The sequence below is a fragment of the Nocardioides sp. genome, from assembly GCF_030149505.1.
In the GTDB taxonomy this organism is placed as follows: Bacteria; Actinomycetota; Actinomycetes; order Propionibacteriales; family Nocardioidaceae; genus Nocardioides.
In genome coordinates, this window is record NZ_JASBRN010000020.1 from 46115 (window position 1) to 67627 (window position 21513).

Consider the following 21513-nt stretch of genomic DNA (forward strand, 5'->3'; position numbering starts at 1 on the left):
GCCGTCTCAGGCGTCGTCGCGGGGTAGCTGGCGCGAGGGCGGCAGCGGGTCGCCGGTGGGATGCACGAACGCCGTGGCGCCGCGGATCTCCAGCACCTCGACGGTCTGCCCGGGCTCGATCACCAGGTGCTCGTCGTACGGCGCCGCGGACCAGGTGTCGCCGGCCAGCTTGACCCGGCCGGTCTCGGTGGCGGTGATCTGGGCGGTCACCACGCCCTGGGTGCCGATCAGCTTGCTCGTGCCGAGGGAGAGCTCGGGGCCGCCGTGCAGCCGACCCACGAGGCGCGGCCGCAGCAGCGTGAGGGTCGCCAGCGAGGTCCCGAGTGCCACGAGCACCTGCACGGCGACCGGCGCGGCGAGCACCCCGGCCACCAGGCCGCCCATCGCGCCGACGGCGAGCATGAGGAAGATGAGGTCGAGGCTGAACATCTCGGCCACGCCGAGCACCGCTGCGACCGAGAGCCAGGCCGCCCAGGCGTTGTCGCTGAGCCACTCCATGGATCGACCCTACCGGGCGCGCGTGCGCCGGCGCGCAGCCCAGCGACCCTCGCTGTGGACGACGGTCAGGGGCATGCCGAAGGTGGCGGAGAGGTTCTGCTCGGTGAGCGTCTGGTCGAGCAGACCCGCGGCCACGACCGAGCCCTTGCGCAGCAGCAGGGCGTGAGTGAATCCCGGCGGGATCTCCTCGACGTGGTGCGACACGAGGACGGTCGCGGGCGACTCCGGGTCGTAGGCCAGCAGCGACAGCGTCGAGACGAGGTCCTCCCTGCCCCCGAGGTCCAGGCCCGCAGCAGGCTCGTCGAGCAGCAGGAGCTCGGGGTCGCTCATCAGCGCACGGGCGATCTGGACGCGCTTGCGCTCGCCCTCGCTCAGCGTCCCGAAGGTGCGCGGAGCCAGGTGCTTGGCGCCGAGCTCACGCAGCAGCGAGGTGGCCCGGTCGTGGTCCAGCTCGTCGTAGACCTCGCGCCAGCGCCCGAGCACGCCGTACGCCGCCGACACCACGACGTCGTGGACGGTCTCGTGCCGGGGGATCCGCTCGGCGAGGGCGGCGCTGGTCAGCCCGATGCGGGGGCGGAGCTCGAAGACGTCGACCGAGCCGAGCCTCTCTTCGAGGACGTCGACGTCGCCCTGGGTGGGGAACAGCTGCGCCGAGGCGATCTGCAGCAGCGTGGTCTTGCCGGCGCCGTTGGGACCGAGGACGACCCAGCGCTCGTCCTCCTCGACGGTCCAGGAGACCCGGTCGAGCAGCACGGAGTCGCCTCGGCGGACGGTGACGTCGACGAGCTCGAGGACCGCAGCCATGGCCGCACCCTATCCACGGCCGCGCCCGGCGCCGACCGGGCGGGAGGACCCGGCGGGTCGGGCGGGGTTCCGGGTCGAGCGTCGGCCCGCGGCGTACCCTCTCCCGCCGTGACGTCGCACCTGCCTGCCTCGGCCCGCCTCGCGTGGTGGGGCACCTCCTGGTTGCGCGGCCAGGTGGTCCCCGACCTGCTCATCGACGCGGTGCTGGGCGACGACGTGACCCACGCGGTCGCCGGCCTCTCCGCGCTCGGACTGGGGGGCGACGGCGCGACCGAGACCCTGCTCGGCGGCCTGGCCCGGCTGCGGGTGGAGGGCGCGCAGTCCTTCGGTGCCGCGTTCCCGGTCGAGGGCGACCCGGTCGGCCTCGGTGGCCCGGCGGCCTTCAACGCCGCGGCGCTGGAGGCCGGGGAAGCCGTGGTGGTCGTCCTGTCCGACGGCAGCGCCGTGGGCCTGGTGCCGGAGACCGTGGGTGCGGCGACGACCTGGGTGGCCCACCGGGCCGCGCGTCGCCAGCTGCCGGACGTCGGGGAGGCCGACCGCGCGCTGCGCGCCGGGCTGCTCGAGGCCGCGGACGCCCTGGCAGCCCTGGACGTGGCCCGCTGGCGCCCCGAGGTGGCCGACCGGCTGATCGACCTGCGCCGTACCGAGCCGCTGGAGGGGCCTCCTGGCACTCCCCCGCGGTGCGTGGAGCTGCTGGCGCGGGGACTGCGCGCGGCCGAGGTGGTCGAGCTCGCCCTCGAGGACGAGGGCGGTGCGCTGAGCCTGCACGAGATCACCCGCCGGGAGGCCGCGATCCTGCCCCTGGGCGCGCACGCCCGCCGGGCGATGGTGGCCGCATGCTCTCCCGAGGTCTGGCCGCCTGCGTGAGCACGGCGTCGCGCACCGCTAGCCTCGTGCCGCGATGACGACTCCGCCGAGCAACCCCCCTCAGGCCGACGGGCCGATCCCACACCCCGAGACGCTGCTGGTCACGCTCACGGGGCGGGAGCGCCCGGGCATCACCTCGGCGGTCTTCGCGACCCTCGCAGGTGCCGGCGTCGAGGTGGTCGACCTCGAGCAGATCGTGCTGCGCCGCCGCCTCATCCTGGGTGTCCTCGTGACGGTGCCCAGCGACGTCCAGTCGCTGCGCCAGGCCCTCCAGGCCACGGCCGACGAGCTCGCGATGACCCTCGAGGTCGAGCCCGGCACCGGGGACACGTCGCCCCCGTCGTCGCGCGGCGCCCACGTCACCGTGCTCGGCACCCCGCTCACCGCCGCCGCGATGGCCGCGGTCGCCGGCCGGATCGCCGCGGCCGGGGGCAACATCGACCGGATCGAGCGGATGGCGCGCTACCCCGTCACCGCCCTGGACCTCCGCGTCTCCGGAGCCTCGCCCGAGGCGTTGCGTGCCGAGCTGGCCACCGAGGCCGCGCGCCAGGGCATCGACGTGGCCGTCCAGCCCGCCGACCTGCTGCGCCGCGGCATGCGCCTCATCGTCATGGACGTCGACTCCACGCTCATCCAGGGCGAGGTCATCGAGATGATCGCCGCCCACGCCGGCTGCGAGGCCGAGGTCGCCGAGGTCACCGAGCGGGCGATGCGCGGGGAGCTGGACTTCGAGGAGTCGTTGCGTTCCCGGGTCGCCCTGCTCGAGGGGGTCCCGGCCTCCGCCCTGCACGAGGTGTACGACGCCATCCAGCTCGCCCCCGGGGCACGCACCATGGTGCGGACCCTGCGGCGGCTGGGCTACCGGTTCGCGATCGTCTCCGGCGGCTTCACGCAGATCACCGACCGGCTCGCGGTCGACCTGGGCATCCACTTCGCCCGCGCCAACGAGCTGGAGATCGTCGACGGCCGGCTCACCGGCCGGATCGTGGGGCCGGTCGTCGACCGGGCCGGGAAGGCGGCCGCACTGCGCGAGTTCGCCGCCGAGGTCGGGGTCGACGTGGCCTCGACCATCGCCATCGGCGACGGCGCCAACGACCTCGACATGCTCGCCGCCGCCGGCCTGGGCATCGCCTACAACGCCAAGCCGGCCGTGCGCGACGCCGCCGACACCGCGGTGAACGTGCCCTACCTCGACACGATCATGTACCTCCTCGGCATCTCCCGCGAGGAGATCGAGGCCGCCGACCGGGCCGCCGGGGTCACCACCCCCGCTCCCCCCGTCTGAGCCCGAGCCGGCGCATCCCTCCGGAGCTGTGCGCCGGTTCGACCGTCCTCGGGGTCGGTCGTCGTCGAGCGAGTCAGGCGCGGGGCACGTGGTGGGCGCGGATGGTCGCGCCCTGCTCGTCGAGGTCGGCCCAGTCGCCGGTGAGGTCGTAGAGCGTCATGGCGGAGGTGGGGTAGCCCATGACCAGGGCGTTGGAGGCTTCCTCGTCGCCGTCACCGTCGTCGAGCAGCTCGGCGAGGTAGCCCATGGTCGGGTTGTGGCCGACCACGAGCAGCGCCAGCGCGTCCTCGGGCACCTCGCGCACGAGGTCCAGCGCGGTCTCCGGCCCGGCCTCGTAGAGGGTCTCGGACTCGTCGGTCTCGATCGCGTCGGCGTCCCACCCGGCCCCGTCGGCGAGGGCGGCCCAGGTCTCGCGGGTGCGCAGGGACGCCGAGACCAGCACGTGGTCGGGCACGAACCCCTGCTCGACCAGCCACCGCCCGGCCAGCTCGGCCTCGGTCACACCGCGATCGGCGAGATGGCGGTCGAAGTCGGTCGGTCCGTGCGCCTCGGCCTTGGCGTGGCGCATGACGACGAGCTGGCGCGGGGTCTCCGGGCGGCGGTTCTCGGGCACGCCCACAATCTGACAGGCCCCCGGGCACCGGACAACGCGGGGTCCGCCCACCGTCGTACGCCGGCACCGACCGCGGCCCCGGGGGCCCGGCGCAGCCCCGCCCGGCGTGCGCGCAGCGTCCGCGCCGGTCAGGCGCCCATCGCGTGGAAGCCGCCGTCGACGTGCACGATCTCACCGGTCGTGGCGGGGAACAGGTCCGAGAGCAGCGCGCAGACCGCGCGAGCGGTCGGCTCCTGGTCGGTGTTGTCCCAGCCGAGGGGCGCCCGGGTCGACCACAGGTCCTCGAGGTCGGTGAACCCGGGAATCGCCTTGGCCGCCAGCGTGCGCAGCGGTCCGGCGGAGACCAGGTTGACCCGGATGCCCTCGGGGCCGAGGTCGCGGGCGAGGTAGCGGGCGCAGGACTCCAGGCCGGCCTTCGCCACGCCCATCCAGTCGTACGCCGGCCAGGCCACCGTCGCGTCGAAGGTCAGCCCCACGACCGACGATCCGGGTCCCATGAGCGGGCGGCAGGCGACGGCCAGCGACTTCAGGGAGTACGCCGAGACCTGCACCGCCTGCGCGACGTCCTCCCAGGGCCCGTCCAGGAACTTCCCGCCGAGCAGCGTCTCGGGGTTGCCGTAGGCGATGGAGTGCACGACCCCGTCGAGGTGCGCGTCGGCGCCGAGGTGCTCGCGCACGAGGTCGGGGAGCCGTTCGAGGTGCTGGGGGTCGGTGACGTCGAGCTCGAGCACGGCCGGCTCCACCGGCAGCCGCTTGGCGATGCGGCGGGTGATGCCGAGCGCGCGGCCGAAGTTGGAGATGAGCACGGTCGCGCCCTGCTCCTGCGCGAACCGTGCGGTCGCGAAGCCGATCGAGGAGTCCATCGTCACGCCCGCGACGAGGACGACCTTGCCGTCCAAGATGCCCATACCCGCTCCCACGTCAGTGCCCCATCCCGAGTCCACCGTCGACCGGGACCACGGCCCCGGTGACGTACGCCGCGCCGGGGCCGGTCAGCCACAGCACCGTCTGCGCGACCTCGTCGGTCGTGCCGTACCGCTGGAGCGGCACCTGCGACCGGATCGCGTCCTTCTGCGCGTCGTCGAGCACCGCGGTCATGTCGGTCTCGATGAAGCCCGGCGCCACCACGTTGGCGGTGATGCCGCGCGAGCCCAGCTCCCGGGCGATCGAGCGGGCCATGCCCACGAGGCCGGCCTTGGAGGCGGCGTAGTTGACCTGGCCGGCCGACCCGGTCAGGCCCACGACCGAGGAGATGAAGACGATCCGACCACGCTTGAGCCGCAGCATCCCCTTGGACGCCCGCTTGGCGAGCCGGAAGGACCCGGTGAGGTTCGTGTCGAGGACTCGGGCCCAGTCGTCCTCCGACATCCGCAGCAGCAGCGTGTCGGCGGTGATGCCGGCGTTGGCGACCAGCACCTCGACCGGGCCGTGCGCCGCCTCGATCTCGGCGTACGCCGCCTCGACGGCCGCGGCGTCGGTGACGTCGCAGCGCACGTCCAGGGCGCCGTCGGGCGCTCCCCCGCCGCGGGTCGTCACGGCGACGCGGTCACCCTGGGCCAGGAAGGCCTCGGCGATCGCGCGGCCGATGCCGCGGTTGCCCCCGGTGACGAGGACGGAGCGGGGCTGGTGGTCGGGCTCGGCAAGGGGTGTCGGGCTCACGTGCGACGACGCTAGTGATTACCGACAGGTACCCGAAACGCAGCGACAGCGCAGCGACCGGCAACGCTGCCGGGTCAGTCGTCCTCGAGCCGGAAGCCGATCTTGAGGCCGACCTGGAAGTGCTCGACCGAGCCGTCCTTGACCTGGCCGCGGACCTGGGTCATCTCGAACCAGTCGACGTGGCGCAGGGTCTGGCAGGCGCGCTCGATGCCGTTGCGGATGGCCTGGTCGATGCCCTCGGGCGAGGTGCCGACGATCTCGGTGATGCGGTAGGTGCGGTTGGTCACGTCGCGACCCTACTCTCGACGGACCCTCGCGGCGGGCTGGCGCGCCAGGCGCGGGCGGGGTCCGCGAGCCCTGGTGGGTGACCGGGGCCGACGTACGCTTGAGGTCATGGCACGACAGCGTGGCGATCGCGACGACGACGCCGTCCGCATCACCTCCGCCGCCCCCAGCCCGCAGGAGGACCTGCGGCGGCGGCAGAAGCGCTACCTGCTCTCGATGAGCCTGCGGTCGCTGTGCTTCGTGGGCGCGGTCATCGCCGGACTCGCCGGCATCGACTGGCTCTGGCCGATCCTCATCGCGGGGGCGGTGATCCTGCCCTACATCGCCGTCGTGCTGGCCAACGTCCAGGCCACCCGGATGCAGGAGCACGACCTCGGCTCCGCGGCGTACACCGCCCGGGCGCTCGGTGGCGGCAGCGAGCAGCGCCCCCTCGGCGCCTCCTCCGCCGACCGGGGCTGAGACACTCTCCGCGTGGGATCACTGGACGAGCCGGACGTCTGCTCCGGCAAGGGCTGTCGCCAGCCCGCGACGCACGCGCTGCTGTGGAACAACCCGAAGATCCACACCCCCGAGCGCCGCAAGGCGTGGTTGGCTTGCGAGGAGCACCTCGAGTCGCTGCGCTCGTTCCTGGGCTCGCGCGGCTTCATCAAGGACGTCGTGGCGCATGAGCAGGGCGCCGACCACACCGTCTGACTGGGGCTGCGGCCCGGGTGGGGCTCCTCAGCCGCCGATCGCCGACATCGGGCGCGCGGGCTGCAGGAAGGTCTCGTCGTCGATGCCGTGCCCGGCCGCCTTGCCGCGCATGGCCACGACCCAGCGGTCGGCCAGCTCCTCGTCGCTGGCGCCGGCCCGCATGGCCGTGCGCAGGTCGGACTCCTCGCGCGCGAAGAGGCAGTTGCGGACCTGGCCGTCGGCGGTGAGCCGCACCCGGTCGCAGTCACCGCAGAAGGGTCGCGTGACCGAGGCGATGACGCCCACGGTGCCGGGGCCCCCGTCGACCGTGAACAGCTCGGCCGGGGCGGAGCCGCGGGGCTCCTCGGCCGGCTCGAGGACGAACGCTTGCTCGAGCATCGCGAAGATCTCGTCGGCCGTCACCATCGCGTCGCGGTGCCAGCCGTGCTGGGCGTCCAGGGGCATCTGCTCGATGAAGCGCAGGTCGTAGCCGTGGTCCAGGCACCAGCGCAGGAGCTCCGGGGCCTGGTCGTCGTTGACGCCGCGCAGCAGCACGGCGTTGACCTTGACCGGGCCGAGGCCGGCGGCCTGCGCGGCGGCGAGTCCCGCGACCACGTCGTCGAACCGGTCGCGGCGCGTGATCGTGTGGAAGGTGTCGGCCCGCACGGTGTCGAGGCTGACGTTGACCCGGTCCAGGCCCGCCTCGGCGAGGGCCGTGGCGGTGCGGGCCAGGCCGAGGGCGTTGGACGTCATGGAGACGTCGAGGTCGTCGCCGAGGGCCCGGGTCCGACGCACGATGTCGACCAGGCCGCGCCTCACCAGCGGCTCGCCGCCGGTGAAGCGCACCTCGTGCACGCCGAGGTGCTGCACGGCGACGCCGATCAGCCGGACGACCTCGTCGTCGGTGAGGACCTGCTCCCCCGGCAGCCAGTCCAGGCCCTCGGCCGGCATGCAGTAGCTGCACCGCAGGTTGCACCGGTCGGTGAGGGAGACCCGCAGGTCCGTCGCGACGCGACCGAACCGGTCGGCGAGTGCGCGCTGGTCCGAGACTCGGGTCGTCATGTGATGAAGCATACGTGCGCCACCTCACCACGGCCGGACCCCCGATCCCCCGGTGGGCCGTGACCTGCCCCTGGATAGCCTGGCCCCGTGCGCACGTTCGGTTTCCTGCTGTCCCGGCGCTGGATCCTGTTCGCGCTCGCGGTGGCCCTGCTGGCCGCCGGCGCCTGGTGGCTCGGCCAGTGGCAGTTCGACCGGCTCGAGGACCGCCGCGCCGACAACGAGGTCGTCCGCGCCAACGAGAACCAGCCCCCAGCCCCCGTCTCGGACGTCCTGCGCCCCGGCACCCCGGTGCGGGAGCAGGACGAGTGGCGCGTGGTCTCCGCGACCGGCGAGTACGCCGTCGAGGACACCATCATCGTGCGCTACCGCACCCGCGAGGGGATCGCGGGCGTCGACGTGGTGGTGCCGCTCGTGACCGAGTCCGGCGCGTCCCTCCTGGTCGACCGTGGGTGGTTGCGCACCGAGAACGCCGGCACCGCCGACCCCGACGACGTCCCCGAGCCACCTGCCGGCGAGGTCACGGTCACCGGCTACGTCCGTGCCGACGGCAGTGGCGACAGCACGGCCGTCACCGAGCGCTCGACGCGCGCGGTCAGCAGCGGGCGCATCGGCGAGGCGCTGGGCCGCGAGGTCTACGGCGGCTTCGTCGAGCTGAAGTCGGAGAGCCCGGAGCCCGCCACGGCGCTGGAGCCCGTGGAGCTGCCCGAGCTCGACGACGGCCCGCACTTCTTCTACGGCCTGCAGTGGTGGTTCTTCGGGGTCCTGGCGATCTTCGGCTTCGGCTACCTCGCCTACGACGAGCGCCGCCGCGGACCGCGCGGCGAGCGCCCGCGCCGCACGACCCGCGCCCCCCGCGAGACCACGCCGTCCCGCTAGCTCGGCCAGGCCAGGTCAGCCGGCGCGGGTGTCGTCGAGGAACTGCGTACGGTGCAGGTCGGCGTAGAGCCCGCCGCGGGCGAGCAGCTCGGTGTGGGTGCCGCGCTCGACGATCCGCCCCTCCTCCAGGACGAGGATGAGGTCGGCGTCGCGCACGGTGGAGAGCCGGTGGGCGATGACCAGGGAGGTGCGGCCCTCGAGCGCCGCGTCGAGCGCCCGCTGGACCGCGGCCTCGGACTCGGAGTCCAGGTGCGCCGTCGCCTCGTCGAGCACCACGATCGCTGGGGCCTTGAGCAGCAGCCGGGCGATGGCGAGGCGCTGGCGCTCACCACCGGAGAGCCGGTAGCCGCGGTCGCCGACCACGGTGTCGAGCCCCTCGGGCAGGCGACGAACGAGCGTGGCGACCTGGGCGGCCTCCAGGGCGGCCCAGATCTCCTGGTCCGAGGCGCCCGGCCGTGCGTAGAGCATGTTGGACCGGATGGTGTCGTGGAACATGTGCGCGTCCTGGGTGACGTAGCCGACCACGTCCTCCAGCGACTGCAGGCTCACGTCCCGGACGTCGACCCCACCCACGCGCACCGCGCCCGCGGTCGCGTCGTAGAGGCGCGCGACCAGGTGGGTCACTGTCGTCTTGCCGGCACCCGACGGGCCGACGAGCGCGATCATCTGGCCCGTCTCGGCGGTGAAGGAGACGTCGCGCAGCACCGGCCCGCCGGGGCTGGAGACGTCGGGGCGCTGGACCCCCTCCAGCGAGGGCAGCGAGACCTCGTCGGCGCCGGGGTAGGTGAAGTCCACGTGGTCCAGCTCGAGCCGCCCCGCGGTGCGCGGCAGGTCGACGGCGTCCGGCTTCTCCTGCACCAGCGAGGGCAGGTCGAGGACCTCGAAGACCCGCTCGAAGCTGACCAGCGCGGTCATGACGTCGATCCGGACGTTGGTCAGGCCCTGGAGGGGCCCCAGGAGCCGCAGCAGCAGCGTCGCCAGGGCCAGCAGGGTGCCCAGGGTGAGCGCGTCGGTGACGACCAGCTGACCGCCGACGCCGTAGACCAGCGCCGTGGCCAGGGCCGGCACGGCCAGCATGGCGGCGCCGAAGACCCGCGTGGTGAGGGTGATCTGGATGCCGAGGTCGCGCACCCGGCCGGCTTTCACGGCGAAGCTGGCGTCTTCCTCCTCGCGGCGGCCGAAGAGCTTCAGCAGCAGGGCGCCGCCGACGTTGAAGCGCTCGGTCATCATCGTCGCCAGGTCGGCGTTGCCGTCCATCTGCTGACGGGTCAGCCCGGCGAGCCGGGTGCTGACCCACTTCGAGGCGAGCATCAGGATCGGGAAGAGCGCCAGGCACAGCAGGGTCACCCGCCAGCTCAGGGCCAGCATCGTGATGCCCACGACGAGCACGGCGACGCCGTTGGAGACGGTCGTGGAGAGCGTCGAGGTGAAGGCGCGCTGGGCGCCGATCACGTCGTTGTTGAGCCGGCTGACCAGGGCGCCGGTCTGGGTGCGGGTGAAGAACGCCATCGACTGGCGCTGCACGTGCGCGAACACCTGGGTGCGCAGGTCGAAGATCAGGCCCTCGCCGATCCGGGCCGACAACCAGGCCATCAGGACGCTCAGCAGGGCCGTGAAGACCGCGAGCCCGGCCATCGCCACCGCCAGCCAGGCCACCAGCGACCGGTCGCCCTGCAGGATGCCGTCGTCGACGATCCGCTGCACGAGCAACGGGGTGGCGACCACGAGACTGGCGTCGACCACGGTGAGGGCGAGGAAGACCCCGATCGTCCGACGGTGGGGTACGGCGAAGCCCAGCACCCTCCGCAGCGTCTCCCGACCCACACGTCGGTCGAGCGCGCTGCGGTCGGAGCGCAGGTGCCGCCAGGCGGCCCCGGCGTTCATCATCCCCGACACGTGTCCTCCTCCTGCGGGGCTCCCGCCCCGACGCTCAGCCGCCCGCGAGGGCGCGGAAGCGCCGTCCCTGGGCCTCGCGCTCGAGCCGGCGCTGCTCCTCCAGCGGCGCCGCCGCCGCCGAGAGCATCAGGGCCTTGGTCTCCCGCACCGCCTCCGGCGCGGCCGAGGTCAGGGCTGCGACGAGGGCTGCGACGGTCTGGTCGAGCGCCTCGACGGGCACCACCTCGAGCGCCAGACCGATGCGAAGGGCCTCCGCCGCGCCGACCATCCGGGCCGACACGCAGATCTCGAGTGCTCGTGCGTAGCCAACGGCCTCGACCAGGGGTTTTGTTCCCGTGAGGTCGGGGACCAGGCCGAGGGCGGCCTCCTTCATGCACAGCTGCGCGTCCTCGGCCAGGACCCGCAGGTCGCACGAGAGCGCGAGCTGGAAGCCGGCCCCGATCGCGTAGCCGTGCACCGCGGCGATGCTGAGGATGCGCGGGTCGCGCAGCCAGGTGAACCCGCGCTGGTAGTCGTCGATGGTGGCGGAGACCTGCTCGTCGCTCTGCGCGAGCAGGGCGGCCACGGTCTCGACGCCGTCACCTGCGCCCGCGGGGTCGAGCATGGTGCGGTCCAGACCGGCGGAGAAGGCCGAGCCGGAACCGCGCAGCACCACCACGCGCACGTCGTCGTCGGCGACCAGCTGCTCCCCGACGGCGGCCAGCAGCCGCCACATGGTCGGGGTCTGGGCGTTGCGGACCTCGGGACGGTGCAGCGTGATCGTCGCGACCGGGCCCTCGCGGTGCAGCAGCAGCCCGGCGTCGGCCAGCTCCTGCTCAGTCGGGTTGCTCATGGGGCGAGTCTCCCAGGTCTCCCGAAGCGCGATGGCCGCGCCCCACAGGACCGCCGAACCGTCACTTTGGAACCCTCGAGCCGTCACTTCTGCCCGCCTACTCATGCGGAAGTGACGGCTCGAGGGTTCAGAACTGACGGTTCGGCGGTGCTGGGCGATCAGGCGAGCGAGACCAGGTCGGCGTACCCGTCGTTCCAGAGGTCCTCGTCGCCGTCGGGCAGCAGCAGCACGCGGTCCGGCTCGAGGGCGTGCACCGCGCCCTCGTCGTGGGTGACCAGCACGATCGCGCCCTCGTAGGAGCGGATCGCGGCCAGCACCTCCTCGCGGGAGGCGGGGTCGAGGTTGTTGGTGGGCTCGTCCAGCAGCAGCACGTTGGCGCTGGAGACGACCAGCGACGCGAGGGCGAGCCTGGTCTTCTCGCCACCGGAGAGCACCTTGGCCGGCTTGTGCGCGTCGTCGCCGGAGAAGAGGAAGGACCCGAGCACGCTGCGGGCCTCGGTGTCGGTGAGCTGCGGCGCCGCGGACTGCATGTTCTCCAGCACCGTGCGCGAGGTGTCGAGGGTCTCGTGCTCCTGGGCGTAGTAGCCGACCTTGAGCCCGTGGCCCGGGACGACCTCGCCGGTGTCGGGACGGTCCACCCCGGCCAGGATGCGCAGCATCGTCGTCTTGCCGGCGCCGTTGAGGCCCAGGATGACCACGCGCGAGCCCTTGTCGATCGCCAGGTCGACGCCGGTGAAGACCTCCAGCGACCCGTAGGACTTCGACAGCTCGCGGGCGGTCAGGGGGGTCTTCCCGCAGGCGGCGGGCTTGGGGAAGGCGATCCGGGCGACCTTGTCGGCGGCGCGCTCCCCCTCGACGCCCTCGAGCATCTTCTCGGCGCGCTTGAGCATCGACTGGGCGGCCTGGGCCTTCGAGGCCTTGGCGCGCATCTTGTTGGCCTGGTCGGTGAGCGTCTTGGCCTTGTTCTCGGCGTTCATCCGCTCGCGCCGGCGCCGGACCTCGTCGGTCTCGCGCTGGGTCAGGTAGTTCTTCCAGCCCATGTTGTAGACGTCCATGACCGCGCGGTTGGCGTCGAGGTGCATGACCTTGTTGACGGTGCTCGCGAGCAGGTCGTTGTCGTGGCTGATGATGATGAAGCCGCCGCTGTGGGCCTTGAGGAAGTCGCGCAGCCAGATGATCGAGTCGGCGTCGAGGTGGTTGGTGGGCTCGTCGAGGATCAGCACCTCGGCGCCGGAGAAGAGGATGCGGGCCAGCTCGACCCGGCGGCGCTGGCCGCCGGAGAGCGTGCGCAGTGGCATCGCGAGCACCCGGTCCTCGATGCCCAGGCTCGCCGCGATGGTGGCGGCCTCCGACTCCGCGGCGTACCCACCCGCGGCGTGCATCTCGTCGTCCGCGCGGGCGTAGCGGCGCATGGCCTTGTCGCGCACGGCCGGGTCGTCGGAGCCCATCTCCTCCTCGGCGCGCCGCAGCTTGGCCACGACGACGTCGAGCCCGCGGGCGGAGAGGATGCGGTCCTTGGCGAGGACGTCGGGGTCACCGGTGCGCGGGTCCTGCGGCAGGTAGCCGACGTCGCCGGTGGTGGTGACCTGGCCGGCCGCGGGCAGTCCCTCCCCCGCCAGGATCTTGGTGAGGGTGGTCTTGCCGGCGCCGTTGCGGCCCACCAGTCCGACCTTGTCGCCGGGCCCGACCCGGAAGCTGACGTCCTGCATCAGGAGTCGCGCACCGACCCGTACCTCGAGCTGGTGAGCGGTGATCATGGCGGTGGGAGTCTAGGGTCGGCACCTGGCGCCGGACGATTCGCGGACGGCCGCAGTGAGGTCGCTCACGCCGACTCCCGGGAGGTCCCGTGCGCTTCAACCCCAAGGCCAGGCTCGACACCCGCCGCACCCGCCACGCCGGGGGCGGTGGCGGAGGGGGCGGGCGTGGCCCGTCCCTGGGCCGCGGCGGCTCCCTGCCCGGCGGGGCCATCGGCGGTGGCTCGATCGGGGCGGTGATCGTCGCCGTGCTCGTCTTCGCTGCCATCTCCTACCTCGGCGGCGGCGAGGAGGGCGGGTCGCCGACCTTCGACACCGAGCGGTACGCCGCATGCGAGACCGGTGAGGACGCCAGCACCTCGGCCGACTGCGCCCGGGTGGCCGTCGAGAACTCCCTCCACGACTTCTGGACCGACGAGCTGGGCTCGCGCTACGAGCCGATCTCGGCGTTGACGACGTTCGAGGGCTCGGTGTCCACCCGGTGCGGTGGCGCGACCTCCGACGTCGGGCCGTTCTACTGCCCGGTCGACGACGGCATCTACCTCGACTCGGGCTTCTTCGACGACGTCCTCGAACGGCAGCTCGGCGGACCCGACGGCGGGTTCGTCGAGGCCTACGTCCTGGCCCACGAGTACGGCCACCACGTGCAGGACGTCCTGGGCACGATGTCGCGCGTGCGCACCCAGCAGGGCCCCACCTCCGACGCGGTCCGCCTGGAGCTGCAGGCCGACTGCTACGCCGGGATGTGGGCCCGCGCGGCCACCACCACCGAGGACGCCGCCGGGGAGGTGCTCATCACCGAGCTCACCGACGAGGACGTCCGGCTCGCCCTGGAGGCGGCCGCCGCGGTCGGCGACGACCGGATCCAGGAGCGAACCCAGGGCCAGGTGACCGAGGAGTCGTGGACCCACGGTTCGGCCGAGCAGCGGGTGAGCTGGTTCCGCACGGGGTTCGAGCAGGGCTCGCTCGAAGCCTGCGACACCTTCGCGTCGTCGCGCCTGTAGGGGCCTGTTTCACCACCCGAGCGGTGAAACCGGAGCCGCCGTCAGGCTTCCAGCAGCTGCTCGACCAGCGGGAACTGCCGCTGCAGCGCCCGCAGGTGCGGTGCCACCGCCGGGTGCCGGAACTTCCCGGCCAGGGCGCCCTCGCCCTTGGCGACCCGTGAGAGCGCCCACTCCGCGCGCGACAGCGCGGTGTAGACGGCGACCACCCGCGCCCCGAGTGAGACCTGCTCCCGGTCGGCCACCGCCTCGGGGACGCCCATGAGGTACGCCTCGAGCAGCGGGTCGAACTCCTCGCGCGCCGAGAGCAGGTAGTAGCCCAGGTCGCCTCCGACCGGGCCTGTGCCCAGGCAGGACCAGTCGATCGCCACGACGTCGTCGCCCTCGCGACCGGGGAGGTTCCCCGGGGTGGGGTCGCCGTGCTGCAGGACCTGCGGCAGGGCGTCGAGCCGGTCCAGGAAGGTGCTGCGCCGGTGCCACAGGTGCTCGGCGACGTCGGCCACGGTCGTGCGGGCCAGCGTCGGCCAGCCCCCGCGGCGCTCGGTGCGACGCAGCCGGTCCCTCAGCTGGTCGCGGGCCAGCCAGGGGACGTCCGGCACCGGCGTACCGGCGAAGCGGCCGAGGGCGTGGGCGGCGAAGAGTCCGTTGTTGCAGGCATCCTCGACCCAGTCCTCGGTGATGGTGATGCCCTCGACGTCCTCCACGGCGTAGCTGCGCACCGGCGGGCGCAGGCCCTGAGAATGGGCCAGGACGCCGGAGGTCACCACGTCCGCCCCGCGCCGCCAGTAGGCGAAGTGGTCGGGGTCGGAGAGCTCCGGCGGGTCGTGCTCGCCGGGCGCGGCCAGCCGCTTCACGGCCACCGGCTCCTCCCCCACGACCGCCCGCCACACCCCGACCGTGGACGGGGAGGTGCCGCTCGGGAGGGGATGCCAGCCGGGCTGGGGCTGCCACATGCCGGTGACGCTAGCCGATCGCGCCGCGCCGGACGGTGAACTCGGGCCTGAGCGCGGGAGCGTCGCGGGAGCCGGCCTGGACCGGTGGGGAGCGCTCAGCCGTCGGCGTTGACGACCTCGACCCGCACGGAGAGGGCGTCGGCGACCGCCTGCTCCAGCACCGCCCGTCGGGGGTCGGGCACCGGCAGCCGCGTGCCCACGACGGCGAGCCGGGCCAGGCGCGCGTCGGCCAGCACCTCCTCCACCGCCCCACGGTCACCGCCGACGACCAGAGACCCCGCGAGGTCGCCCAGCAGGCGCGCCGCGTGGTCGGCAGCCGCCTCGTACGCCGCGCGCGCCTGGTTGTCACGACGGCGGGCGAACCGCTGCTGCGACTGGCCGCCGGCCTTGGTGCGGCCCTGCACGTGCCGCTGCCCGACCTTGCTGGCGACCACGGTGGTCCCGGACAGCCGGGCGACCGCGAACCCGCCCTTGCGCACCAGGAGGACGCCCCAGTCGTCGGGGACGGCCGCGTCGAGGGTCGCTGCCAGGGCCGCCGCGTCGGCGGCACCGTCGTAGGACTGGTCGAAGGGCAGCCTGGCGGCGAAGGACGAGCCGTCCCCGGCATCACCGCGCAGGGCGCCGTCGGTCACCCGGAGGGTGCTCGGTCCGTGACGTACCTGGAAGTTTGCCACCCAGCGCTCGACCCGGTCGCCGGGCACGAGCACCTCAGGCACCTCACTCCGCCCGGTAGACGACGCGCAGGTGCTCGGTCACCGTGCTGCCGGCCACCTCGACCTCGGTGACCTCCAGGAGCGCCACGGGCCGTCCCCCGCCGTCGAGCAGGATGCTCAGCGAGCCCGGCTCCGGCAGCGGCTCCCCCGTCGACTCGTAGTCGGAGGTTGGAGCGGTCAACGTGGACACGCTGCCGCTGAGCAGCTCGGCCAGCAGCCGTTCTGATCCGGGTGCGTCACCGAAGGACCACGTCGGCGGGGGCACGACCTCCAGCGTGGTGGGCCCGAAGTACGCCGGTGCCGTGTTGAGCTTGGCGTGGAACCGGGCGATGTCCCAGAAGGCCTGGACCGCCTGCTCCTGGGACTCGGTCGGCGAGCTGGGTTCGTCCATCCGCGCAGCCTACGGTCCGCTGCGTCGCGAGCGCGCGTGCCGGGCGAGCGAGATCAGACGTTGAACCCGAGCGCGCGCAACTGCTCGCGGCCGTCGGGGGTGATCTTGTCGGGGCCCCACGGCGGCATCCACACCCAGTTGATGGCCACGTCGTTGACCAGGCCCTCCAGCGCGGAGTCGGTCTGGTCCTGGATGACGTCGGTCAGCGGGCAGGCCGCGGAGGTCAGCGTCATGTCGACCACGCAGTTCGACGACTCGTCCACGTGCACGCCGTAGACGAGGCCGAGGTCGACGACGTTGATGCCGAGCTCGGGGTCGACGACGTCCTTGAGCGCCTCGGTGACCTCCTCGATCGTCACGGTGGAGGTGCCGCCACCGGTCGGGACCGGGACCTCGGTGGGGAGGTCGGAGTGGTCGGGGGTGTGGGTGTCAGTCATCGTCGCCTCCCTGGGCGGTGGTGGTCATCGACTGGCTGGTGGCGTCCTTCCAGGCCATCCAGCCGAGCAGCGCGCACTTCACGCGTGCGGGGAACTTCGCGACGCCGGCGAAGGCGATGCCGTCCTCCAGCACCTCCTCGTCGGGCTCCACGCTGCCCTTGCCCTGCATGAGGGTCAGGAACACCTCGTGGACCCCCATGGCCTCCTCGACCGGCTTGCCGATCACGAGGTCGGTCATCACGGAGGTCGAGGCCTGCGAGATCGAGCAGCCGACCGCGTCGTACGACACGTCCTGCACACGGAGCACACCGTCGGCCTCCTCGAGGTGGACGCGCAGCGTCACCTCGTCACCGCACGTGGGGTTCACGTGGTGCACCTCGACGGTCCCGTCAGCGGAGGGGTCGCCCCTCAGTCCCTTGTGGTGCGGGTTCTTGTAGTGGTCCAGGATGATCTCCTGGTAGAGCGCGTCGAGCTCTGCGGACATCGCCTCAGCCCACCTTGAAGTAGTCGCGGGTGTAGTGCAGCGCCTCGACGAGCGCGTCGATCTCCCCCGGCGTCGTGTAGACGTACGACGACATGCGGGTCGAGCTCTGCACACCGAACTTCGCGTGCGCCGGTCGGGCGCAGTGGTGCCCGGCGCGGACGGCGATGCCGCGCACGTCCAGGACCTGCGCGACGTCGTGGGGGTGCACGCCGGCGAGCTCGAAGGAGATCGCACCGCCGCGCTGCGTGGCGTCCAGCGGCCCGAGGACCCGCAGGCCCGGGACCGTGCCCAGCCCCTCCAGGGCGTACGCCGTGATCGCCTGCTCGTGGGCGTGGACCGCCTCCATGCCGAGCCCGGCGAGGTAGTCCACCGCGGCCCCGAGACCGACGGCCTCGACGATCGGCGGGGTACCGGCCTCGAACTTGTGCGGGAGCCCGGCGTAGGTGCTGCGCTCCATGGTGACGGTCTCGATCATCTCGCCGCCGCCCAGGAAGGGCGGCAGCTCCTCGAGCAGCGACCGGCGGCCCCAGAGCACGCCGATCCCGGTCGGACCGACGACCTTGTGGCCGGTGAACACCACCACGTCGGGACGCTCCTCGACCGGCATCGCGGCCAGGTCGATCGGCAGTTGCGGCGCGGCCTGCGAGGCGTCGACGACCACGATCGCTCCCACCTCGTGGGCGCGTCGGGTCAGCTCGGCGACGGGGTTGACCGTGCCCAGCATGTTCGAGACCCAGGTGAAGGTGACGACCTTGGTGCGCTCGGTGATGAGCTCGTCGACCTGGGAGAGGTCGAGCTGGCCGGCCTCGTCGAAGGTGAACCACCGCAGCTCGGCGCCGGTGCGCTGCGTGAGCATCTGCCACGGCACGATGTTGGAGTGGTGCTCCATCTCCGTGGTAACCACGACGTCGCCGGGGCCGACCCGGTGCGCGCCCTCCAGGCCCAGGGTCTGTGCGACCAGGTTGAGCGCCTCGGAGGCGTTCTTGGTGAAGATCACCTCGTCGCGCTCGGGTGCCCCGATGAAGGCCGCCACCTTGTCGCGGCCGCCCTCGAACGCCTCGGTGGCCTCGGCGCCCAGCAGGTGCATGGCGCGCGCGACGTTGGCGTTGTGCCGCTCGAGGTGGTCGACCATCGCGTCGATCACCACCTGCGGCTTCTGCGAGGTGTTGGCGCTGTCGAGGTAGACCAGCGGCAGCCCGTCGGCCGTGGTGCGGCCGAGGATCGGGAAGTCCTTGCGGACGACCTCGAGGTCGGGGAGCAGGCCCTCCATGATCAGACCGACGCGCCCAGGTAGGACTCGTAGCCCTCGGCCTCAAGCTTGTCGGCCAGCTCGGGACCGCCGGACTCGGCGACCTTGCCGTCGACGAAAACGTGGACGCGGTCGGGCTGGATGTAGCGCAGGATGCGCGTGTAGTGCGTGATCAGCAGGACGCCCTTGCCCTCACGCTCGCGGAAGCGGTTGACGCCCTCGGAGACGACCTTGAGGGCGTCGATGTCGAGGCCGGAGTCGGTCTCGTCGAGGATCGCGACCTTGGGGTCGAGCAGCTCGAGCTGGGCGATCTCGTGACGCTTCTTCTCACCACCGGAGAAGCCCTCGTTGACCGAGCGGGCCGAGAACGAGGAGTCCAGGTTGAGCTTCTCCAGCGCGCCGTTGACGTCCTTGACCCAGGTGCGCAGCTTGGGGGCCTCGCCGTCGATGGCGGTCTTGGCGGTGCGCAGGAAGTTCGCGACCGAGACCCCGGGGACCTCGACGGGGTACTGCATGGCCAGGAAGAGCCCGGCACGGGCGCGCTCGTCCACGCTCATGGCGAGGACGTCCTCGCCGTCGAGGGTCACCGAGCCGCCGGTGATCGTGTACTTCGGGTGGCCGGCGATCGAGTAGGCCAGCGTCGACTTGCCGGAGCCGTTGGGTCCCATGATCGCGTGCGTCTCGCCGCTGTCGATCGTGAGCGTGACGCCCTTGAGGATCTCCTTGGGGCCGTCCTCGGTGTCGACGGAGACCTGGAGGTCGGTGATCTGGAGGGTGCTCATGCGGGGGTGACTCCGTTCAGGGTGGTGGTCGTGTCGATGTAGACGGCTGCCCCGTCGGGGTCCTGGCGGACCTCCACGGGGAAGGTGGCCACCGGCTCGGTGGCCGGCAGCCCGGTGGGCTTGCCGGTGCGCAGGTCGAAGCGGGAGCCGTGCAGCCAGCACTCGACGGTGCAGTCGGCCACTTCGCCCTCGCTGAGGCTGACCGCGGCGTGGCTGCACTGGTCCTGGAGGGCGTAGACCGCGAGGTCCTCGCCCTCCCCGTCCCGGGCGACGGCGACGGAGTACTCGCCGACGACGACGGCGAGCGCCTCGTCGGTGGGCACCTCGGACAGGGCGCAGGCGCGCTCGAAGGCCATCAGAGGACCTTGCCGGCGACGTTGCGGGCCAGCTCGTCCTCGACCGCGGCGGTCAGCTTCTCCTCCAGCTCCGGCAGGCCGATCTTGCGGATCAGGTCCTGGAAGAAGCCGTGCAGCACCAGGCGGCGGGACTCCTCGTCGGAGACGCCGCGGCTGCGGAGGTAGAACAGCTGCTCGTCGTCGAAGCGCGCGGTGGCGGAGGCGTGGCCGGCGCCCTCGATCTCGCCGGTCTCGATCTCCAGGTTGGGCACCGAGTCGGCCTGGCAGCCGTCGGTGAGCACGAGGTTGCGGTTCTCCTCGTAGGTCTCGATCCCCTCGGCGACCTTGCGGATCAGCACGTTGCCGATCCACACGGTGCGCGCCCGCTCACCCTGCAGCGCGCCCTTGTAGACGACGTTGCTCTTGGTGCGGGGGGCGTTGTGGTCGACGAAGAGGCGGTGCTCGAAGTGCTGGCCGGCGTCGGCGAAGTAGAGCCCGAGGAGCTCGGCGTCACCACCGGGCCCGGCGTAGTGCACGTTGGAGCTGGTGCGCACGACCGAGCCGCCGAAGGTCACCGCGATGTGGCGGTAGCGGGCGTCGCGGCCCACGACGGCCTCGTGGGTGCCGACGTGCACGGCGTCGTCGTCCCAGTCCTGCAGCGTCACCACGGTCAGGTCGGCGCCGTCGCCCACCACGACCTCGACGTTGCCGGCGTGCACGCCCGAGCCGCGGTGGTCGAGCACGTAGGTGGCGCGGGAGTGGGTGCCGGCCTCGATCACCGTGTGGCGGTGCGAGCGCTTGCCGGCGGCACCGGTGAGGCGGTGGCCGATCGGCTCGTCGAGCTCGGTGTCGGCCGGGACCCGCACGTGCACCGCCTCGGGCGCGTGCCGCGAGGCCAGGGCCGAGGCGCGGTCGTCGGGGACGAGCGCGGCACCACGGGGGTGCTGGCCCGGGGCGAGGGTGCCGACGACGTACGACGCGTCGCCGATCGTCTCGACCGTCAGCGCGTCGGTGTCATCGGGCGCGTCGTCGAGGGCGCCGGCGAGGCGCTTGAGCGGGGTGAACCGCCAGATCTCCTCGCGCCCCGTGGGCATCGGGTGGTCGGCGAGGTCGAAGGAGCTCACCGGGTGCAGGTGGCTCTCGACGTGGTCCACCTCGAGGGCGGAGGCCACGGCGTCGGCGGTCTGCTCGGCGGCAGCGTCGGTCACGGTCACAGGGAGTGTCTTCCTAGCGTCAGGGGGCGAGCGGTGGTGCGGGGCGGGCCGGGTCAGCCGACCGCGCCCTCCATCTGCAGCTCGATGAGGCGGTTCAGCTCCAGGGCGTACTCCATGGGCAGCTCCTTGGCGATCGGCTCGACGAAGCCGCGCACGATCATCGCCATCGCCTCGTCCTGCTCCATGCCGCGGGACATGAGGTAGAAGAGCTGGTCGTCGGAGACCTTGGAGACGCTCGCCTCGTGGCCCATCGACACGTCGTCCTCGCGGATGTCGACGTAGGGATAGGTGTCGGAGCGGCTGATCTGGTCGACCAGCAGCGCGTCGCACAGCACGTTGGACTTCGAGCCGTGGGCGCCCTCGTTGACCTGGATCAGGCCGCGGTACGACGTCCGGCCACCGCCCCGCGCGACCGACTTGCTCAGGATCGAGCTCGAGGTGTGCGGCGCGGCGTGGACCATCTTGGCGCCGGCGTCCTGGAGCTGCCCCTCGCCGGCGAAGGCGATCGAGAGCGTCTCGCCCTTGGCGTGCTCGCCCATGAGGTAGATGGCGGGGTACTTCATCGTCACCTTGGAGCCGATGTTGCCGTCGACCCACTCCATCGTCGCGCCGGCCTCGCAGACCGCGCGCTTGGTGACGAGGTTGTAGACGTTGTTCGACCAGTTCTGGATGGTCGTGTAGCGGCAGCGGCCGCCCTTCTTCACGATGATCTCGACGACCGCGGAGTGCAGCGAGTCGCTGGAGTAGATCGGCGCGGTGCAGCCCTCGACGTAGTGCACGTAGGCGTCCTCGTCGACGATGATCAGCGTCCGCTCGAACTGGCCCATGTTCTCGGTGTTGATCCGGAAGTA

26 protein-coding genes are annotated in these 21513 nt (G+C 72.6%); 6 read left to right on the forward strand and 20 right to left on the reverse strand.

The window, feature by feature from the left end:
* Positions 1-6: 6 nt before the first annotated feature.
* Positions 7-498, reverse strand: coding sequence for an NfeD family protein (locus tag Q1V71_RS03885; RefSeq protein WP_300640925.1), 492 nt, complete (start codon positions 496-498; stop codon positions 7-9).
* Positions 499-507: 9 nt separating this feature from the next.
* A complete protein-coding gene (locus Q1V71_RS03890) occupies positions 508-1302 on the reverse strand; it encodes an ABC transporter ATP-binding protein (protein WP_300640927.1) in 795 nt (264 codons plus the stop codon).
* A 108-nt stretch (positions 1303-1410) separates the two neighbouring features.
* Between Q1V71_RS03890 and Q1V71_RS03895 the strand changes: the two genes are divergently transcribed.
* Both Q1V71_RS03895 and serB read left to right on the forward strand, forming a co-directional pair.
* The gene (locus Q1V71_RS03895) at positions 1411-2169 is read left to right on the forward strand and encodes a hypothetical protein (RefSeq protein WP_300640929.1); all 759 of its coding nucleotides are present in this window, start codon (positions 1411-1413) and stop codon (positions 2167-2169) included.
* Between the two features lie 34 nt (positions 2170-2203).
* Positions 2204-3454 (forward strand): phosphoserine phosphatase SerB, encoded by a 1251-nt coding sequence (gene serB / locus Q1V71_RS03900; RefSeq protein WP_300640931.1) that lies wholly within the window; start codon positions 2204-2206, stop codon positions 3452-3454.
* Positions 3455-3527: 73 nt separating this feature from the next.
* On the opposite strand, the gene Q1V71_RS03905 is transcribed toward serB, so the two are convergent.
* The 4 genes from Q1V71_RS03905 to Q1V71_RS03920 form a co-directional block, all read right to left on the reverse strand.
* Positions 3528-4067: a histidine phosphatase family protein gene (locus Q1V71_RS03905; protein ID WP_300640933.1), complete on the reverse strand. Its 540-nt coding sequence runs from the start codon at positions 4065-4067 to the stop codon at positions 3528-3530.
* 128 nt (positions 4068-4195) lie between these two features.
* Positions 4196-4975: an enoyl-ACP reductase FabI gene (gene fabI, locus Q1V71_RS03910; protein ID WP_300640935.1), complete on the reverse strand. Its 780-nt coding sequence runs from the start codon at positions 4973-4975 to the stop codon at positions 4196-4198.
* Positions 4976-4988: 13 nt separating this feature from the next.
* On the reverse strand, positions 4989-5726 hold the full coding sequence (fabG, locus tag Q1V71_RS03915; protein WP_300640937.1) for a 3-oxoacyl-ACP reductase FabG: 738 nt from the start codon (positions 5724-5726) through the stop codon (positions 4989-4991).
* Between the two features lie 74 nt (positions 5727-5800).
* A complete protein-coding gene (locus tag Q1V71_RS03920) occupies positions 5801-6013 on the reverse strand; it encodes a dodecin (RefSeq protein ID WP_300640939.1) in 213 nt (70 codons plus the stop codon).
* 106 nt (positions 6014-6119) lie between these two features.
* On the opposite strand from Q1V71_RS03920, the gene Q1V71_RS03925 reads away from it, so the two are divergent.
* Together Q1V71_RS03925 and Q1V71_RS03930 are read left to right on the forward strand one after the other, a co-directional pair.
* A complete protein-coding gene (locus Q1V71_RS03925; RefSeq protein ID WP_300640941.1) occupies positions 6120-6470 on the forward strand; it encodes a DUF3099 domain-containing protein in 351 nt (116 codons plus the stop codon).
* 12 nt (positions 6471-6482) lie between these two features.
* Positions 6483-6704, forward strand: a complete 222-nt coding sequence (locus Q1V71_RS03930; protein ID WP_300640943.1) for an acetone carboxylase — start codon at positions 6483-6485, stop codon at positions 6702-6704.
* A 27-nt stretch (positions 6705-6731) separates the two neighbouring features.
* On the opposite strand, the gene moaA is transcribed toward Q1V71_RS03930, so the two are convergent.
* A complete protein-coding gene (gene moaA / locus Q1V71_RS03935) occupies positions 6732-7745 on the reverse strand; it encodes a GTP 3',8-cyclase MoaA (RefSeq protein ID WP_300640945.1) in 1014 nt (337 codons plus the stop codon).
* An 87-nt stretch (positions 7746-7832) separates the two neighbouring features.
* Between moaA and Q1V71_RS03940 the strand changes: the two genes are divergently transcribed.
* On the forward strand, positions 7833-8621 hold the full coding sequence (locus Q1V71_RS03940) for an SURF1 family protein (protein ID WP_300640947.1): 789 nt from the start codon (positions 7833-7835) through the stop codon (positions 8619-8621).
* Between the two features lie 15 nt (positions 8622-8636).
* Here Q1V71_RS03940 and Q1V71_RS03945 read toward each other — a convergent pair whose 3' ends face one another.
* The 3 genes from Q1V71_RS03945 to Q1V71_RS03955 form a co-directional block, all read right to left on the reverse strand.
* Complete coding sequence (locus Q1V71_RS03945; protein ID WP_300640973.1) at positions 8637-10508, reverse strand: ABC transporter ATP-binding protein; 1872 nt, start codon at positions 10506-10508, stop codon at positions 8637-8639.
* Positions 10509-10551: 43 nt separating this feature from the next.
* Positions 10552-11349, reverse strand: coding sequence for an enoyl-CoA hydratase/isomerase family protein (locus tag Q1V71_RS03950; RefSeq protein WP_300640949.1), 798 nt, complete (start codon positions 11347-11349; stop codon positions 10552-10554).
* A gap of 158 nt (positions 11350-11507) precedes the next feature.
* Complete coding sequence (locus Q1V71_RS03955) at positions 11508-13106, reverse strand: ABC-F family ATP-binding cassette domain-containing protein (protein ID WP_300640951.1); 1599 nt, start codon at positions 13104-13106, stop codon at positions 11508-11510.
* An 89-nt stretch (positions 13107-13195) separates the two neighbouring features.
* On the opposite strand from Q1V71_RS03955, the gene Q1V71_RS03960 reads away from it, so the two are divergent.
* Complete coding sequence (locus Q1V71_RS03960; RefSeq protein WP_300640953.1) at positions 13196-14107, forward strand: neutral zinc metallopeptidase; 912 nt, start codon at positions 13196-13198, stop codon at positions 14105-14107.
* 41 nt (positions 14108-14148) lie between these two features.
* Here the strand turns inward: Q1V71_RS03960 and Q1V71_RS03965 are convergent, their stop codons facing one another.
* The 10 genes from Q1V71_RS03965 to sufB form a co-directional block, all read right to left on the reverse strand.
* Positions 14149-15057, reverse strand: coding sequence for a phosphotransferase (locus Q1V71_RS03965; RefSeq protein ID WP_300640955.1), 909 nt, complete (start codon positions 15055-15057; stop codon positions 14149-14151).
* 95 nt (positions 15058-15152) lie between these two features.
* Positions 15153-15773 carry an acVLRF1 family peptidyl-tRNA hydrolase gene (locus Q1V71_RS03970; protein ID WP_300640957.1) on the reverse strand — a complete coding sequence of 207 codons (621 nt, stop codon included), beginning with the start codon at positions 15771-15773 and terminating at the stop codon, positions 15153-15155.
* A 1-nt stretch (position 15774) separates the two neighbouring features.
* Positions 15775-16161, reverse strand: a complete 387-nt coding sequence (locus tag Q1V71_RS03975) for a hypothetical protein (protein ID WP_300640959.1) — start codon at positions 16159-16161, stop codon at positions 15775-15777.
* Positions 16162-16214: 53 nt separating this feature from the next.
* Positions 16215-16598, reverse strand: a complete 384-nt coding sequence (locus Q1V71_RS03980; protein ID WP_300640961.1) for a metal-sulfur cluster assembly factor — start codon at positions 16596-16598, stop codon at positions 16215-16217.
* Complete coding sequence (sufU, locus tag Q1V71_RS03985) at positions 16591-17082, reverse strand: Fe-S cluster assembly sulfur transfer protein SufU (protein ID WP_300640963.1); 492 nt, start codon at positions 17080-17082, stop codon at positions 16591-16593. The genes Q1V71_RS03980 and sufU overlap by 8 nt, the downstream gene beginning before the upstream one ends.
* 4 nt (positions 17083-17086) lie before the next feature.
* A complete protein-coding gene (locus Q1V71_RS03990; RefSeq protein ID WP_300640974.1) occupies positions 17087-18343 on the reverse strand; it encodes a cysteine desulfurase in 1257 nt (418 codons plus the stop codon).
* Positions 18344-18354: 11 nt separating this feature from the next.
* Complete coding sequence (gene sufC, locus Q1V71_RS03995; RefSeq protein WP_300640965.1) at positions 18355-19113, reverse strand: Fe-S cluster assembly ATPase SufC; 759 nt, start codon at positions 19111-19113, stop codon at positions 18355-18357.
* Entirely contained in the window at positions 19110-19469 is a 360-nt protein-coding gene (locus Q1V71_RS04000; RefSeq protein WP_300640967.1) for a non-heme iron oxygenase ferredoxin subunit, read from the reverse strand. The genes sufC and Q1V71_RS04000 overlap by 4 nt, the downstream gene beginning before the upstream one ends.
* Positions 19469-20656, reverse strand: coding sequence for a Fe-S cluster assembly protein SufD (gene sufD / locus Q1V71_RS04005; RefSeq protein ID WP_367280120.1), 1188 nt, complete (start codon positions 20654-20656; stop codon positions 19469-19471). Before sufD ends, Q1V71_RS04000 begins: the two co-directional genes overlap by 1 nt.
* Before the next feature lie 59 nt (positions 20657-20715).
* Positions 20716-21513 (reverse strand): Fe-S cluster assembly protein SufB (sufB, locus tag Q1V71_RS04010; RefSeq protein ID WP_300640971.1); only part of this gene is annotated, 798 nt, incomplete at its 5' end.

Coding starts and splice junctions, on each gene's coding strand:
- Q1V71_RS03945 (WP_300640973.1), bottom strand. CDS start 10,508: ATGATGAACGCCGGGGCCGCCTGGCGGCACCTGCGCTCCGACCGCAGC.
- Q1V71_RS03965 (WP_300640955.1), bottom strand. CDS start 15,057: ATGTGGCAGCCCCAGCCCGGCTGGCATCCCCTCCCGAGCGGCACCTCC.
- Q1V71_RS03925 (WP_300640941.1), top strand. CDS start 6,120: ATGGCACGACAGCGTGGCGATCGCGACGACGACGCCGTCCGCATCACC.
- Q1V71_RS03885 (WP_300640925.1), bottom strand. CDS start 498: ATGGAGTGGCTCAGCGACAACGCCTGGGCGGCCTGGCTCTCGGTCGCA.
- sufU (WP_300640963.1), bottom strand. CDS start 17,082: ATGTCCGCAGAGCTCGACGCGCTCTACCAGGAGATCATCCTGGACCAC.
- serB (WP_300640931.1), top strand. CDS start 2,204: ATGACGACTCCGCCGAGCAACCCCCCTCAGGCCGACGGGCCGATCCCA.
- Q1V71_RS03955 (WP_300640951.1), bottom strand. CDS start 13,106: ATGATCACCGCTCACCAGCTCGAGGTACGGGTCGGTGCGCGACTCCTG.
- Q1V71_RS03980 (WP_300640961.1), bottom strand. CDS start 16,598: ATGACTGACACCCACACCCCCGACCACTCCGACCTCCCCACCGAGGTC.
- Q1V71_RS03950 (WP_300640949.1), bottom strand. CDS start 11,349: ATGAGCAACCCGACTGAGCAGGAGCTGGCCGACGCCGGGCTGCTGCTG.
- sufC (WP_300640965.1), bottom strand. CDS start 19,113: ATGAGCACCCTCCAGATCACCGACCTCCAGGTCTCCGTCGACACCGAG.
- moaA (WP_300640945.1), bottom strand. CDS start 7,745: ATGACGACCCGAGTCTCGGACCAGCGCGCACTCGCCGACCGGTTCGGT.
- fabI (WP_300640935.1), bottom strand. CDS start 4,975: ATGGGCATCTTGGACGGCAAGGTCGTCCTCGTCGCGGGCGTGACGATG.
- Q1V71_RS04000 (WP_300640967.1), bottom strand. CDS start 19,469: ATGGCCTTCGAGCGCGCCTGCGCCCTGTCCGAGGTGCCCACCGACGAG.
- Q1V71_RS03975 (WP_300640959.1), bottom strand. CDS start 16,161: ATGGACGAACCCAGCTCGCCGACCGAGTCCCAGGAGCAGGCGGTCCAG.
- Q1V71_RS03890 (WP_300640927.1), bottom strand. CDS start 1,302: ATGGCTGCGGTCCTCGAGCTCGTCGACGTCACCGTCCGCCGAGGCGAC.